General features: G+C 68.6%; 13 protein-coding genes. 4 read left to right on the top strand and 9 right to left on the bottom strand.

The features are described 5' to 3' along the window. Positions 1-534 precede the first annotated feature (534 nt). The 4 genes from SVTN_RS39890 to SVTN_RS41360 form a co-directional block, all read right to left on the bottom strand. Positions 535-936, bottom strand: a complete 402-nt coding sequence (locus SVTN_RS39890) for a DUF6009 family protein (RefSeq protein ID WP_041134835.1) — start codon at positions 934-936, stop codon at positions 535-537. After that, positions 933-2,438: a DNA primase family protein gene (locus tag SVTN_RS39885; protein ID WP_041134996.1), complete on the bottom strand. Its 1,506-nt coding sequence runs from the start codon at positions 2,436-2,438 to the stop codon at positions 933-935. The genes SVTN_RS39890 and SVTN_RS39885 overlap by 4 nt, the downstream gene beginning before the upstream one ends. Before the next feature lie 26 nt (positions 2,439-2,464). Further along, complete coding sequence (locus SVTN_RS39880; RefSeq protein ID WP_078908858.1) at positions 2,465-3,574, bottom strand: bifunctional DNA primase/polymerase; 1,110 nt, start codon at positions 3,572-3,574, stop codon at positions 2,465-2,467. 573 nt (positions 3,575-4,147) lie between these two features. Next, on the bottom strand, positions 4,148-4,786 hold the full coding sequence (locus tag SVTN_RS41360) for a TIGR02391 family protein (protein WP_052499816.1): 639 nt from the start codon (positions 4,784-4,786) through the stop codon (positions 4,148-4,150). Between the two features lie 1,059 nt (positions 4,787-5,845). Here SVTN_RS41360 and SVTN_RS39870 point away from each other — a divergent pair. The 3 genes from SVTN_RS39870 to SVTN_RS46465 all read left to right on the top strand — a co-directional run bounded on the left by SVTN_RS39870 (position 5,846) and on the right by SVTN_RS46465 (position 8,732). Further along, the gene (locus SVTN_RS39870; RefSeq protein ID WP_041134834.1) at positions 5,846-6,577 is read left to right on the top strand and encodes an RNA polymerase sigma factor; all 732 of its coding nucleotides are present in this window, start codon (positions 5,846-5,848) and stop codon (positions 6,575-6,577) included. 173 nt (positions 6,578-6,750) lie between these two features. Continuing rightward, a complete protein-coding gene (locus SVTN_RS39865) occupies positions 6,751-7,947 on the top strand; it encodes a caspase family protein (RefSeq protein ID WP_041134833.1) in 1,197 nt (398 codons plus the stop codon). A 236-nt stretch (positions 7,948-8,183) separates the two neighbouring features. After that, positions 8,184-8,732 (top strand): hypothetical protein, encoded by a 549-nt coding sequence (locus tag SVTN_RS46465; protein WP_342669718.1) that lies wholly within the window; start codon positions 8,184-8,186, stop codon positions 8,730-8,732. Between the two features lie 27 nt (positions 8,733-8,759). Here the strand turns inward: SVTN_RS46465 and SVTN_RS39855 are convergent, their stop codons facing one another. The 4 genes from SVTN_RS39855 to SVTN_RS39840 all read right to left on the bottom strand — a co-directional run bounded on the left by SVTN_RS39855 (position 8,760) and on the right by SVTN_RS39840 (position 11,562). Next, positions 8,760-10,001 (bottom strand): erythromycin esterase family protein, encoded by a 1,242-nt coding sequence (locus SVTN_RS39855; protein ID WP_041134832.1) that lies wholly within the window; start codon positions 9,999-10,001, stop codon positions 8,760-8,762. A 289-nt stretch (positions 10,002-10,290) separates the two neighbouring features. Beyond that, complete coding sequence (locus tag SVTN_RS39850) at positions 10,291-10,962, bottom strand: nucleotidyl transferase AbiEii/AbiGii toxin family protein (RefSeq protein ID WP_041134831.1); 672 nt, start codon at positions 10,960-10,962, stop codon at positions 10,291-10,293. Beyond that, complete coding sequence (locus tag SVTN_RS39845; protein ID WP_041134830.1) at positions 10,959-11,324, bottom strand: hypothetical protein; 366 nt, start codon at positions 11,322-11,324, stop codon at positions 10,959-10,961. The genes SVTN_RS39850 and SVTN_RS39845 overlap by 4 nt, the downstream gene beginning before the upstream one ends. Positions 11,325-11,397: 73 nt before the next feature. Continuing rightward, positions 11,398-11,562 carry a hypothetical protein gene (locus tag SVTN_RS39840; RefSeq protein ID WP_245728050.1) on the bottom strand — a complete coding sequence of 55 codons (165 nt, stop codon included), beginning with the start codon at positions 11,560-11,562 and terminating at the stop codon, positions 11,398-11,400. A gap of 316 nt (positions 11,563-11,878) precedes the next feature. On the opposite strand from SVTN_RS39840, the gene SVTN_RS39835 reads away from it, so the two are divergent. Continuing rightward, on the top strand, positions 11,879-13,702 hold the full coding sequence (locus tag SVTN_RS39835) for a zeta toxin family protein (RefSeq protein ID WP_041134828.1): 1,824 nt from the start codon (positions 11,879-11,881) through the stop codon (positions 13,700-13,702). Here the strand turns inward: SVTN_RS39835 and SVTN_RS39830 are convergent. Then, positions 13,669-13,911, bottom strand: coding sequence for a hypothetical protein (locus SVTN_RS39830; protein WP_052499815.1), 243 nt, complete (start codon positions 13,909-13,911; stop codon positions 13,669-13,671). The genes SVTN_RS39835 and SVTN_RS39830 overlap by 34 nt on opposite strands. Positions 13,912-14,064: the final 153 nt, after the last annotated feature.

Below are 14,064 nucleotides of genomic sequence, written 5' to 3'. Positions count from 1 at the left end.
GCCAGATACAGGGACGAGTGGCTCTGTTCACGTCGTAGCAGCGTTTCGACAGCAGTTCGGGAGGCACTCGCCCGCGCCCGATGTTCACGAGAACGGGGTCTGGCACACATTCCGTGAACCTGTGCCGGCCCTCGGCCTGCAGGACCGGCAGTCCTGATGAACCGGCAGGTCAGCGGTTCGTGTCCGTACAGGAACGAACTGAGCCGACTCAACTTCACGGAATGTGTGCCAGAGCCGGTTCTCGTGCACATAGCCACGTAGTCCTGCGGCGGGCATTCATGCCGCCAGCCGGTGGGTGCGGCTTCAGCAACGGGGCAGAAGAACGATTCCCCTCGCGCCGCTGGGCGGGACGCGAGGGCCGCAGCGTCGTCCAGGCACCGTCGTCGGCCGAGGTTCACGGGGCTGGCCAGTGTGTCCGATGGCGGGCTCTTCAGTAGCCCGCAGGGAGCCGTGAACTCCAAGGCGCTCAAGCTTCAGGGATGTGGAGAGTTCAGTCGCTTGAGTCGCTTCAGTCTCTGTCTCGGGAAGCTGGCGTCACAGGGGAAGCGTTATCCCGAGTTCCCGCATCGCGCTTGATGGAGGACCGCCCTCCGAGCGTTCCGTCTTCCTGCCTTTGACTCGTGGTTCGAGGGTGTCTGGGTCTACGGCTTCGGCCGGCGCGGAGCTGGCGTACAGGCCGACGGGCTCGCTGTCGCGGTCGTGGGGCAGGAGCCAGAAGACGCGCCGCCGGAAGGTGCCGGAGGCGCGGGAGGCCTTGGCGTCGGCGCTGAGTGTGGCGTAGCCGACCATGCGGCCGTCGCGGTGGTAGGCGGGCTTGCCGCTGCGGGTGGGGAGACGGTCGAGGCTCTGGCGTACGTAGTCGAGGTGGGTGATGTCCTCGAGCCAGACGAGCGCGGTCTCGTGCTTGAGATCGTTCTCGCTGATCAGTGAACTCATGCCATCTCCTCGTCGGCGAGCAGCCCGATGCCAGGGTAGTACTTCCTCGAATTCGACAAGATCATCTCTTTCGGGGAGGCGAGGCCGAGCAGTTCGCGGGCGCGGGCGGCGAAGGTGCGGTTGCTCATGGGGATGCATCCCTCGCTCAGGCACCAGCCGCGGTAGGCGTCGTAGAGGGTTTTCTGCTCGGTTCGGCAGTCCGGGTTGGTGATGCAGGCTTCGTCGAAGAAGCGGCCGGTGTGGTCCTCGGTCTCGGCGTAGGCGTTGGTGGCGATGCGGACCTTGTCGGGGCCGGTGAGGTCCTTCTCGCCGGCGAGGTAGCGGCGGGCGCCGTCGATGAGCCAGTTGAGGATGCCCGGGCCTTCCTCGGCGACGAGGATGTCGGCGAGGTTGTCGATGCGGCGCTCGTCGGCGACGGTGCGCTCGAAGGGGATAAGGCGCATGCGGCGCCAGAAGGCGAAGCCGCCGGTGCCGACCTCGGGGCGGTGGTTGCCCAGGAGCCAGAGCTTGTGGGTGGGGTTGAAGGAGAAGAAGTCCTGCCGCATGCGGCGGGCCTTGATGCGGTCGCCGCCGGTCAGGTGCTTGACACGGGCCTCGTCGAACTTGTCTCCGGGCTTGACCTCGGAGCAGACGACGACGCGTCGGCCGTGGAGTTCTGCGAGGTCGGTGGGGTGGCCTTCGTAGAGGCGGGCCATGAGGAAGCCGGGCGGTGCGGCGTCGGCGTAGTCGCCCAGGAGCTTCATTGAAACGTCGAGGAGGACGGACTTGCCGTTCTTGCCGGCGCCGAAGAGGAACGGCATGACCTGGCCGCCGACGTCGCCGGTGATGGAGTAGCCCAGGAGCAGCTGCAGGAAGCTGATCATCTGGGTGCCTTCGGCGTCGTCGCCGAAGGTGTCGGCGAGGAAGCGCTGGAATCTGGGGATCGGCATCGCGGCCGGGCCGACGGTCGTCGAGCGGGAGTGGAAGTCCTTGTTTGGGTCGGGGGTGCGCACGAGGCCGGTATGGAGGTCGACGATCCCGGCCGGGGTGCACAGGGCGTAGGGGTCGGCGTCGAGGTATTCGGCCTTGAGGACCATGCCGGGCGCGGATTTGGCCTGGGTGAGCATCGCGTTGATGCCGGAGGTGCTCAGGGCTCGGCGGCGGTGTTTCTTGAGCGCCTCGGCCGGGTGCTCGCCGGTGGGGTCGGTGGTGGCGAGGTGCTCGCCGATCTCGCCGGCGGCCCACAGGACGGAGTCGTCCTCGTCGACCTGCCAGCGGGTGGTGTCCCACCGGTACCAGCCCAGTCCGGGGACGTGGCGGAAGTCGGCCTGGTAGAGCCTGACGAAGAGCTTGGCGTTGCCGCGGTCGGTGAGGGAGTCGGGTCGCAGGCCGTGGGCGGTCGCGGTCGGCGGGGCTGTCGGCGTCGTCTGCTCGGCCGGTACGCCGTGCTGGGGCGGCAGGACGGGCGCGGCCTTGGCCATGATCTGCTCGGCCATGGCGTGGGGGTCGAAGTCGAAGAGCATGTTCGGCTCGCCGCCGGCGGGGCTGGTCACGGGCGGCTCCCGGGGTGAAGGGGACGGCGGGCTCCGGCGGTCATGCCGCTGCGGATGATCGCCTGGGCACGGGATTCCTGCCCGGGACGGGCGAGGCGGGCGGTTTCCATGAGGGCGTTCTCCGCGTCCTGACCGGTGAGGTGTCCTGCGGCGACGAGACCGCCGACGGTGTAGGCGGCGCGGTTGAGTTTCTCGGTGAACCCGGTGCCTTCGGCGGCGTGGGCGCAGTCGGCGATCTCGGCGAGGACGGTGGTGAGTACGGCAACGACGGGGTTGCCGCTGCCACGGGCGGCGAGAACCGCCTGCCGGGCGCGGCCGGGAACGGGGCGGGGGGCGGATACGTGGGCGGCGGGCAGGTGGTGGGTGCGCTGGAGTTCCTGGGCGAGCCAGGCCGGGAGCGGCGCCGGGGTCCGGACGGTGCCGAGCGGGGTGTAGGTGCCGGCATCGGTGGTGGTGCCGGGCGCGATGATGTAGCCGCCGTCGGCCCGGACGTCGACCTGCCAGGCCAGGGCGCGGGTGGTGCTGGAGCCGGAGGAGCACTGCCAGCGGCGGGAATCGGTCTGGCGGTACCAGACGTGCAGGCCACCGGAGGGGGTGCGCACCCGCAGGGTGGTGGTGTCGTCGGCAGGGCTGGGCTGACCGCGGAGAGCGGCGAGCACAGCCAGGGTGTGGAAGCCGGTGGTCATCGCGGACACGTCGATGTCCTCGGCGATGTCGATGCCGGGCAGGAGCCGGTTACGTGCCGGTGGCGGTGCGGGGTGGGCGTCGATGTCGATGACCACGAGGTTCGCCGGCCCGCAGGCCACGCCCACACCCATCTGCGGCCTGGGTCCCCACCATTCCTGGATACGGATGCTGTCCAGGGTGGCGGCGTGGAAGCCGTGACACCAACGGCCTGCTGTCCGGCAGGAGCAGGTCCTGCGGTCGTGCCCGGGCTCGCGGCAGGCGGGACAGTTGGCAGCGGGGGTCTTCTTACCGGGGGCGAGCGGGTGGACCGGCCAGCCGTGGCTGGCACACCAGCGGGCCAGCGTCAACGGACTGGGCTGGGCGGCTGGAGCGATGGTGCTCCTTGAGTCGCTGGAGGAAACCCGCAGGTCAGCAGGCATTCGATCTCCCAATAGCGACTGAAGCGACTCAACGACGGAGACAGACTAGCGAAGACGTCTGTTCGGGTGGACCACCTTCCCATCCGGGCGTGCCGCTCTCTTGCCCGACCAGCGACCGAGCGACTGACACAAGCGACTCGATCGCTGGGCAAGCGCCTTCGGTAGCTTCAATAAACCCGCAGGTCAGGGGCACCATCCAGGACTAATCAGCGACTGAAGCGACTCAAGACGCCTATATATGACACGCACACACGCGATCTGCAGCACCGATATGTAGAACTTCGGTCGCTTCAGTCGCTGCCCATGTCGCTATCAGGCTCTTGACCTGCGCTTTTGTTCCAGCGACTGAAGATTTCCAGGGTCGCTGAGCTTTAGTCGCTGGTCACTCCGAGGCTGTCACTTCAGCGACCCGAGCGACTGAAGCGACCGAAGCTCAGCCCCGCAGCCTGGATCTAGTTCGTCATCTGCTCCCACGCCTGGACTCGTCGTCGCCGGCAGGTCGGCCGCACCAGCCCCTCTGGAAGTACGGGCCGCGCTGCTTCGCTGCGTCAGCGTCTGGCGGGGCGGTGGCGATCAGTCCGTCAGCTCCATGGCTTGGCGGTGTGCCGCGCGGTCGACCTGACGCAGCAGCAGGTTGGCGAGCTGGATGATCTCGGCCGCCTCGATCGGATCCTCGAAGTCGACTGTCCGGTGACTCGTCGGGTTCTTGTAGGCGCCGATGGCTCCAGTGAACAACGCGGAAGCTGCTTCCTGCTCGCCGCCCTCGGCGCCGACGTCAGCGAGTGGGCCGCCGGTCTTTCCGTTCTGGTGCGGTGTGAACGCCTTGCACATGAGCCCGACCCCGAGCTGAGAGTTGTCGTACCCAGCAGTGTCCCGGACGGTGACCTCGGCGGCCTTTATCGCGGCGAAGCAGGCCGTCTCGTAGTCGCCGAGGTCGTAGTACGTCCGGATGGTGCCCTCGAGCGCGGGGTGCAAGGGGCCGGCCAGTCTGTGGCGCGCGTCGAACCGGAGGATGCCCTGCGGGTCCGCCAGCAGATCGCGGCCCGCCTGGGTGACTCGTCGGAACGTCTCGGTCTGGCTCGGGACCTTGGACAGCAGAGCGTGCGCCTCCAGCCAGGCCCACGCGTCGGAGAGGCGGTCAAGGAGCACCGACTTGCCGGATTCATCCTGGAACGCCAGACGGGCGGCGCCGACGGTGGCCGTGTACCTCACGAATCCCGTCGCCTCGGCGAGGTGCCGGACTTGTCCCAGGCTCCACTACCCCCCGCTCCGCGCGGCGTCGGCAGCCGGACGCAGAAAGTCCCGTGCGCCGCCTGTCACCGCTCCTGAACCCGCAGACCGGGGTCGGTGGCGAGCCGCGGAGGTGGTCTCCCCGCGTTGGCTCCTTGGCCCGCCGGGGCAGTAGCCCCGCTCGCCGAACCTAGTCCTGCTCCTGGGGGCGTCTGGTGGGCTGAAGGTGCCGGGCCGCGCCCGGCACCGACCGGGAGGCCTGCCGCGGTCGAGCGGGCAGCCTCCCGGTCGGTCAGCCGGAGTGGTCGGGTGTGGACACGCCTGACCGCCGGAGGCGTACGTTGCGGCCCCGCATGAGGCTGCCGGGTTGCCGACCACCGTGCGATAGACCATCGCTAGCGATGGGAGAGGTAGACCCAGAGGGCGGTCACCAGCAGCCCTCCGGCCGAGGTCGCTGCGCCCTTCGCGGCATGGACTGCCATGAACGTGCAAGCTCGCCGAAGACGGCCTGGCGCTCGAGCGCCGCTGGTGGGCGTCTCGTGCTGGTGATCGACGTCATTCGACGGGGTGCCTTCGGGCAGTTGGGCCTTCGCTGCCGGGGACAGCTCCCGTACGGTGGAGGGCCCAGAGTGCGCGGGCAGGCTGGAGTCCTGGGTCGTGTCGGCTTCATCCGGGAGGTGATCATGCTTCTGAACCATCGTGGTCTCCTCGAGTACGGCCGGCCGTCGGGCGACGCCGGTCGCTGCCTCTTACGGACGCTTCCGCCCCGGATCCCACGGCCAGAAAAAACTTCGAGAACTTTCGTGGAGGCCGTGGGGTAGCCCCCCCGCAGGCCCCTAGGAGAGGAGCGAGAACCGTTCGATGCCGCCGGCCTGCGAGGCAGCGGCGTACAGGCCCAAGCCGACCCGAGTAAGGGGATCCGCCCATGTTGTGCAGTCAGAGCACTCCACCGTCCTCGATGACCTTCGTCCTCGTCACCATCTCTATCTGAATCCGCTGAGGTCGCCTACACGCTGAAGCCCCCCCGAAACTGGCAGTCCGATGCTGCCCCGCCGCCCCATCGGCCCCAGCGCCGAGCAGCCGAACCCGCAACCACCCGCGAGCGCACCGTCTCAGCAGCACGCTGATGATCTAGCCCTTGTCGAGTACCTCGAGCAGTCCGGATTCGAAGGACCGGAGTTCGACACCTTTGCCGAGCAACTGATCGACCATGGCCTGCATGTCCTGCATGCCTGGACCATCAGCCGCAAGATCTTTACGAAGTGTGCCCGCAGAGGCATCAGGCTGGGGGATCCCCCGTCAGACTGGTCCGAGGATGACCGTTGTGACCTGGTCCAGGACACGATCCTCAGAGCCTTCAAGCGGTTCAAGGACAAGGCGCTGCAAGCCCGTCAGTGGAATCCGGCCGGCGGGGCCAGTCTGAAGACCTACTTCATCGGATCCTGCATCTACGCCTTCGCCGACGAATATCGGGCCTGGTTGGACCGCCAGAACGTGCGCAGGCTGGAGCTCCGGAACCTGGCGCAGCAGCTGGGATCGTCCGCACCTGTTCCCACGCACCAGCGAGTAGGTGCCCTGGCCATGGACAGGACCGCGGCCAGGGAAGCCCTGCAGACCCTGCACGCCCGCGATCCGAGACTCGCCAGGATCATCGCCCTGGATACCGACGGCTACTCGCACGAGGAGATCGCCGAACTCCTCGCCGACGGGACGACTCCCCGAGCTGTGGAAGGGGCCCTGTACCGCCACCGGCGCCGCATTGAGAAGGGATGAGCGCGTTGGCCGGCCAACGGCATGACATCGATCGGGCGGAGGACAGCGACGTCTTCCGCCGACTCCTCGCCAGTTCTTCTCTCGGAGCGGCCGGCACCTCGTCGAGCCGGCCGCAGCTCGCTAAAACTACTCGCCCGCCCCGGGAGGCCCCTGTACCCACCGTCCCCTGTGAAGTGGACGAGTGGGCGCTGAAGGAACAGTTCGCCGTGGTCGTGCACCGCTACCTGTACTCGCGTGTGCCCGACAACCGCGTCTGCGCGGACCTCGCCGAAGGTGTCTTCGCCTCGGCCATGCGTCAGATCCGCCGGACCGACGCGGCCCGCGATGACGTGGGCGAGCTTCTCCTTCGGCTGTCCAGACTCGCGGCTAACCAGCACCAGCGAACGGTGACGGCCCCGACCGGAGGCGAGTCACGCGAGTGGACGCGGTACCCGGTGGCACCGGAGCGCTGTGGGGCGCACCGGACGGGGCATCGGGAGGCGGGTTCTCGGCCTACCTGCCCGGACCCGCAGGAGTCCCGCGCCGTCGTCGTGGGCGCCAGCCAGCAGGGCACAGCCTTGCCGGGCGTCGAAGCGTCAGCCCTCAAGCTGGCAGAACAGCTCGGCGATCTCGGTGTTCCCCGGACAGTCACCCTGATCGGGGACGAGGCGACACCCGATGCGACGATCAGCGCTCTCAGGGCGGCGGCCGCTGAGGCAACTGACACCCTGATCTTCTATTTCGCAGGTCACGGAACTACCGATCTTCGCGGGGACCTGTTCCTCGGTAGCAGTTCCGGCAGCAGCATCACGGATACGGCGCTGCCCTTCACCTATGTTCACGACCTGGTGCGTGGCAGTCAGGCGAACAGAACACTAGTCATCCTCGACGCATGCGCCAGCGGCAGTGCGCTCGCCGACTTCTCCGACCGGACAGACGCGGAGGACACAGCTCCCGGTGGCCCGAAGGAGGAGTACGTCCTCACAGCCACCGGGCCGGACGGATGGGCTCTGGACCGCGACCCAGCGAATCCTGCAAGCCCGTACACGGCCTTCACGACCGCTCTGCTCCACGTGCTGACGGACCGGGGTGCAGACACGTGCCCCTACTTGGACGTTCCGACTCTGCACAGGGCGCTCTCCCGCCGCCTTGCCAATGCAGCCCTGCCAACACCCCACCTGTTCACACGGACCAGCGGACCACGGTCCCTCGCCCTCACCTTCAATCCGGCCACGCACCACGACCGACTCGGGAACCCAGAGCCGGATCAGTGCGCTTCGCCGCCCGCCGGGGACTTCGCACCGTCAGCGGAGGCGGGACCAAGTAGCCGTTCCCGTCGGCGCTCGCGCCAACGCCGGAGCCTTGGCGGCTCCGGACCGGTGGTGCCCTGAGCAGGCGTGATGACCCATGTGCCGCCCAACAAGAGTGGACGACGCCCCGGCGTCCCGGCCGACAAGACCGCCGCCGTCCGCCCCGCGTACCTGGAGGGCCGCTCGATCGCCGCCCTCGCCTGCGACCACCGGGTCAGCTGCGGCGCAATCCGCACCGCCATCGCCGACCTCCTGCCCGACCACGCCGTCATCGAGGAGGCGGACGCCCAGCCCCGGAGCTGCTGGTCACCCTCGACATGCCCGGCAAAATCACCAGCTTCCTCCGCGCCACCGACCTGGGACCCGCCGAGCGCGCCACGCTCGACCAGGGCGTCGTACGGCGCGGTCAGGGCTACACACTGCGCGTCACCGCCGTGCTGGACGAGCTCGGCCGGGCCGCCGAGGAAGTGCGGATCACCCGCAAGACGCTGCTGGAACTGCCCGACCCCGGCCCGCCCGCGCCGTCGGCGTCCGCCCCGGAGCTGCCGGACGGGGCGGCCTACCAGGAGATCATGGCGGTGTTCGCCCAGGCAGACGGTCCGCTACGGGCACGGGGCGTGTGCGAGGCGATGGACCTGGACCCGGCTCCGAACAACATCAACAACGTCCGTTTGAAGCTCAAGCGCCTGACCGGGCGCAACATCCTGACCGAGCCAGAACCGGGGCTGTTCACCTGCCACGTCCGAAGTCGTCAGGCGAAGGCTACTTCATCCCAACGACGAAACGGACATAAGCACACATCCCGCCCTCTGAGTAGCCGCGACAGCAGGTCAGCGGTCCGTGTTGCTTCCGCAGACTGCTCTTGAGCTTGCTCTGGCCTGGAATGGGGGCGTCTAGGAGGTCGGGAGAGGCTGGGAACCGGTCGACACCGCGACGTAGGCCAGCCCGTCGTACTCCTCGGCCAGGGAGGCAGGGCTCACGTTGAAGCGGTAGAACCAGCGCGGCACCATGGCGCCGAAACTTCGCATGTGATGCCGACCGTTGAGCCACTCCCGTACTGCCGTTGGCGCGGTGGCTGCGCTGCGCAGGTCCACGAGGTGGTCGCCCGGACTGGCGGCGGCGAGTTGGGCTTCCACGGTGTCCGGGCGGGCGGGGCCGATCCGGTTGGAGACGGGGGCGCCGGCGCGGGGGCGAGACCAAGGACCGGGCCACATCCGACGGGCACGGAAGGAGCCGCTGCCGAACAGCAGACCGAGTGCGTAGTAGGCGTCGCCATACCGTGCATGCAGACGCTGCCCCATCGCCGGTACCGCTCCACCGTGACGGCTCTTGGTGATGTGCCCGTTGTGTGCCCAGAGAGCGATCTTGGTGGATGGATCATTGAGGAGCTCTCCGACGGCCTCGGCCATGAACCGGTCGCGTGCGGCGAAGACGGTCTGCTCCGCATCCGTGTGCTGCCTGGTTCGCGTCACCAGGTCGGCGGCCTGCACCAGAATTCGGGCATGCCGGAGAGCGTCGGCTGCTCCGGGGCCGTGTCCATGGAGGAACCCCAGCAGTTCTTCCGCATCGTGCACCAGGCGCCGCTGAGGATCAGGGCGCGATCCCGGATACGCCTGGGCGAGCACTCGGAGTGGGAAGACAAGGTCGGCCTCGCGATCCGGTGCCACCTTGCGCAGGAAGGAGCCGAGTACAGCCAGGGAGACACCGCACTGTTGTGGGTCGATACCCACAAAACGCACCTTTTGGTCTTCTGGACGTCCCCGGTTGTACGCGCGCATCCACTCGATCATCCCGAGCACCTCACGGGTCCGCCACGTCCAGAACCCAAGCCCGGCAAGCACCCTTGCGGCGTCACCGACGCCTTGACGGACGTAGGCGTCCACTGCTGGGCCGGCCGATGCGCTGGCCTCCATGGCCAGGACCGTAAACCCCATCTCCTCGACGAGGAACTCCAGCAGGCGGTGCTTGAGCTGGAAGAACTCACTCGCCCCATGGGTGGCCTCCCCCAAGCCCACGATCCGTACGCCGTCGAGGATGCGCTTCAGGGGTTGGAGGTCAGCGGTGGAAACGCCTGCGGTCAGGCCGCTCAGAGGTAAAGCGGTCCGGGCTAACCAATTCGTCACCTCATCAGACACGGCTTTCCCTCTCCGTTGCCGCCACGCCCGATGACACTACCCATGCCGTCATGCACTCAGTGAGCATGGCCATCAGGCCCGCCCCCACCCCGGCGGCAAAGTCGATCGAGCCGCACGGCAGTGCTACGCACAACGCGACGGATTGGATTCGCCAACAGTGTCGAAGTCCTTGGCGGGGGCCTAGAGCTTCGACAGGTCGTCGACCAGCCCTTCCGTCGGGTTCCCGTCGGCGTTGAGGTACGCGGTGAACCAACCCCGGGCCGCGTCCGATGGCTGTCCGTTCCTGGCGCTATTCGTCGTCCGGCGGGTCTTCTGCCAGGAGCCGTGTCTCAAGATCGGTGGCCCAGGCAAGGGCCCAGGTCCGTAGCCCGGTGATCTGGTCGGGGGTGAGGTTGTAGTCGGCGTAGTCCTGATCGTCCCACCACTCAGCACCCACGAGGCGGTCGCGTAGGTCGTGGAGGCTGAACTCGAAGCGGGCGTGACGGCGGCCAAGAGCTTCGAGGTCGGCGTTGGTGCGGTGGCGGGAAGCGGCGTGGACGTCGATCAGGTCGCGGACCGCGCCACGGTCGGCCAGAGCGCGGACCTTGGTGCCGATCACGTCATCGAGAGAGAGGACAGGCCCGTACTCGGTCACAGTGGGTGGGGCCCAGAAGGCCTCCTTGAGAATGTCGACCTCGCACTCTTCACTCGTGGCGGGGTCGGTGATGAGGAGTCGGCCGGAGAGTGGGTCGGTCTCGATCTGCCGTACGGTCCAGCCGCGTGCGGCCAGGCCGTCGCTGACGGTGCGGACGATGTCGGCCATCGGTGCAGGGTTCTCGGTGGCGACGTCCAGGTCCTGGCTCAGCCGGCGGACCAGGCCATGGGCCTGGACGGCGTAGCCGCCGGTGATGACCAGGGGGTAGGGGGTGCCGATGGCGAGGACATCGGCCAGCAGCTGGCGGTGCAGGTCGTTCAGGTTCACGCGGCGGAGGCGCCCCGGGTGGCGGCGAGCTGGGGAAAGGCTGCTTCCCACGCATCACGCAGGGGGCGGCTGACGAGGGTGCGCAGGACCGGCCACTGGCTGATCAGTAGGTCTTGGTTGAGGATGGCTTCCAGGTCCTCGCGCTGGCCTTCGGCGAGCACGGTGCGGTACAGGCTCATCCTCGAGCGGATGCCCTCCAGCTGGTAGCTGCGCCGGCCTGACCAGACCACGTGCAACGGCAGGTCGACGCTGCCCTGGGTGGGGCCGGTCAGGTCTTCCAGCCGAGCAGGGAGCCGCCTGCTGTAGCGCGTGCGCAGCACGTCGAACGCCGACGGCAGGGCAGAGGCGGAGGAAGAAGCCATAGCCCTGATTATGGCGCGCCGTGGCTGACTGGGGCCACGCGGCTGGTGGCTTTCACGAGTTTTGCGCGGTGGCTCAGGCTGTGGTCTGCGTACCGTCCTCGGCGGCTTTGCGCCGGCGCTGCTTCTTCCTGACCCAGTCGTGCATGGCTTCGATCAGGGCCTCCGATGGGCTGCGGCCTTCGGCTTTGGCCAGCTGCTCGAACTCGTCACGCAGTGCCTTGGGCGGGCGGAAGCCCATGACTGGGGTCTTTCCGGTGGCAGGTCGGCCCATCGGGTCCCCTCCAGTTTGTGTTTAACAGAATCTAGCACTCACCTGCCCTTCAAGCTTGACCGGGTAGATCTATAGGTTCTATTGTTGTTAAACAGAAACTGGCTCCTAGCAGCCGTAATGAGTCATTCTCCGTGCCGGGAGGCGTAGCCCGTCCGGTCAAGCCCGCCCGTGTCGTGCCGCCCGTCCGTCCCGTGGAGAAGTACGTGAGATCTCCGTCCACTCGCCTGTCGATACCCGAGCCCCATGCCGCTCTCGACTGCCGCCACCACGATGGAGGAACCGGGTGAGGGACGCAGATGTCATCCCGGTCGTACTGTCCGAGCACGAGCACGAGGAGATCCTGGCGTCGCACATCCTGCCCGCCTGGACCAGCGACGCAGTCCCTCAGAAGCAGCCCGTGGCCGTGCTGGTCGGTGGACCGCCCGGCAGCGGGAAGTCCACCGTATGCCAGGTGCTGAAGGCGATGCTCGACCGACGGGGCGGCGCGGTACTGATCGGCCGCGACCTCTACAAGTCCGCTCACCCCGCCTACCGGCGTCTCCTGCACAGCGACGACCGCACCGCTGGCGTGCGGGTGCGGCCGGACGTGCTGCGGTGGCAGGCGGAGGTCGAGGAGTACGTACGCGAGCGGCGGTTCGACGCGCTGGTCGAAACCCCTGTCGTCGACCCCGAGCAGGCCCGCGCCTACCGGGACGCGGGATATCGCGTCGAGGTGGTCGTGGTTGCCGAGGCGGAGGCGGTGACACAGCTGAGTGTGCTGGAGCGCTACATGGCCCAGGTTGCCGAGGACGGAGCGGGCCGGTACGTGTCCTGGGACAACCACGACCAGTGCGTGCGCCGTCTGCCCGAGTCGCTGGAGACCATCGAGCGTGAGCGGCTTGCCGACCAGGTGATGGTGGTACGGCGCGACCTTCAGGTGCTCTACAACAACCAGCTGACCGGCCCGGCCCCGGCCGTCGGCGCGCACCGGGCGCTGCAGGCGGCCCGGACGCGGCCGTGGACGGCGCCGGAGACCTGGCGGTTCAGGCGTCAGGTGACCGGCCTGGAGCAGCAACTGCACCCGGCGGTGAGCACGCCGGAGCGGCGGCTCGCGGTGGCCGCCGGTCTGGAGCGGGCTGTGGCGCTGGCCGAGCCGGTGCGCCGTATCGCCCAGCCGCTCATGGTGCCGCCGGGGGTCGACTACCACCGGTTGTCCGCCGACGAGCACCGATTCGTCTTCGACGAGCTGATCGTGCCGATGTACCTGAGCGGCATCACGCCGCACGAGCAGCCGGTGACGCTGTACGTGATAGGGCCGCAGGGGGCCGGGAAGTCCTACACGGCCCGTACGCTGCGCCGCGTGCTGCGCGCCCGTCGGCCCGTCCGGATCGAGGGCGGCCTGTTCAAGTCAATGCACCCCGACTACCGCCGACTCCTGGAGGAGGACCCGCGTACGGCGTCGGCCCGGATCCGCCCGGACTACCGGTCCTGGCAGCACAAGGCCGAGCAGTATGTGCGCGAGCGCCGGGGCGACCTGCTGATCGAGATCGCCCCGGACGACGTCGCCCACTTCCTCGACTCCGCACGGCGGGACCGTGCGGCGGGCCGCCGGGTGGAGTTGATCGTGCTGGGGATGCGGGCCGCCGACAGCCGGCTGGGGATCGCGACCCGGTGCGCGGGCGTGGCCCGCCTCGGCGGCATCCCCCGCTTCACCCAGGCCGCCGCGCACGACCGCACGTTCGCCGTGCTCGCGGACGTGGTCCGCGCGGCCGAGCAGGTTCCGGACCTCGTCGACTCCGTCTCCGTCATCCGCCGGGACCTGACGGCGGTGTACCGCAACGCGCGCCTCGCGGGCGGCGTCTGGGCGAAGCCGCCGAGGGGCGGGGACGTGGTGGAGGCGGAGCAGCAGCGCCCCTACACCCTGGCCGAGGCGGGGCCGTTCTGGGCGCTGCTTCGGCAGGTGCAGGGCGAGCTGCCGCAGTACCACCGCGAGCTGGTCGAGATCGCCGCGCTGGCCTGGCCGTTGATGCCTGCCGGCCTGCAGCCGCGCGTGCTTGCGTCCACGATCCCCACCTCGCCGCTTCCCGTCCTGCGCTACTCCCGCAGCTCCTTCGCACGGGCCGCGTAGCGGGCCGCGATCTCGGCGACCTCCTCCTCATCGGCATCCTGCAGGGCCTGGCGGTCGGCGGCACACGCCGCCAGGCCCTCCTTCAAGGCCTTCAGCCGCTCGGGGTCGGGCGTGCCGGCGCGCCGTTCGGCCATGAGCTGCTCGGCGTACCAGGCGTTGATCTCCAGTACCTGCTGCTCGACTTCCTCAGGAGTGATGGGCTCAGACAAGGCGGTGTCCTTCCGCGGGGTATCGATCGGGTGATGGGCGTCATTGTCGCTGGCTGAGACCATGCGGCCGGGCGGTCGGTGTTGCCGAAAGCGGCTGTGCGGCAGGGTCGGGGCACGTAGGTTGCTACCGGTGTTGATCTTCTTTTGGGGGCG

The sequence above is a fragment of the Streptomyces vietnamensis genome, assembly GCF_000830005.1.
In the GTDB taxonomy this organism is placed as follows: domain Bacteria; phylum Actinomycetota; class Actinomycetes; order Streptomycetales; family Streptomycetaceae; genus Streptomyces; species Streptomyces vietnamensis.
Note: the sequence above shows the minus strand (reverse complement) of the source record. Positions and strands in the feature narration are given on the sequence as shown.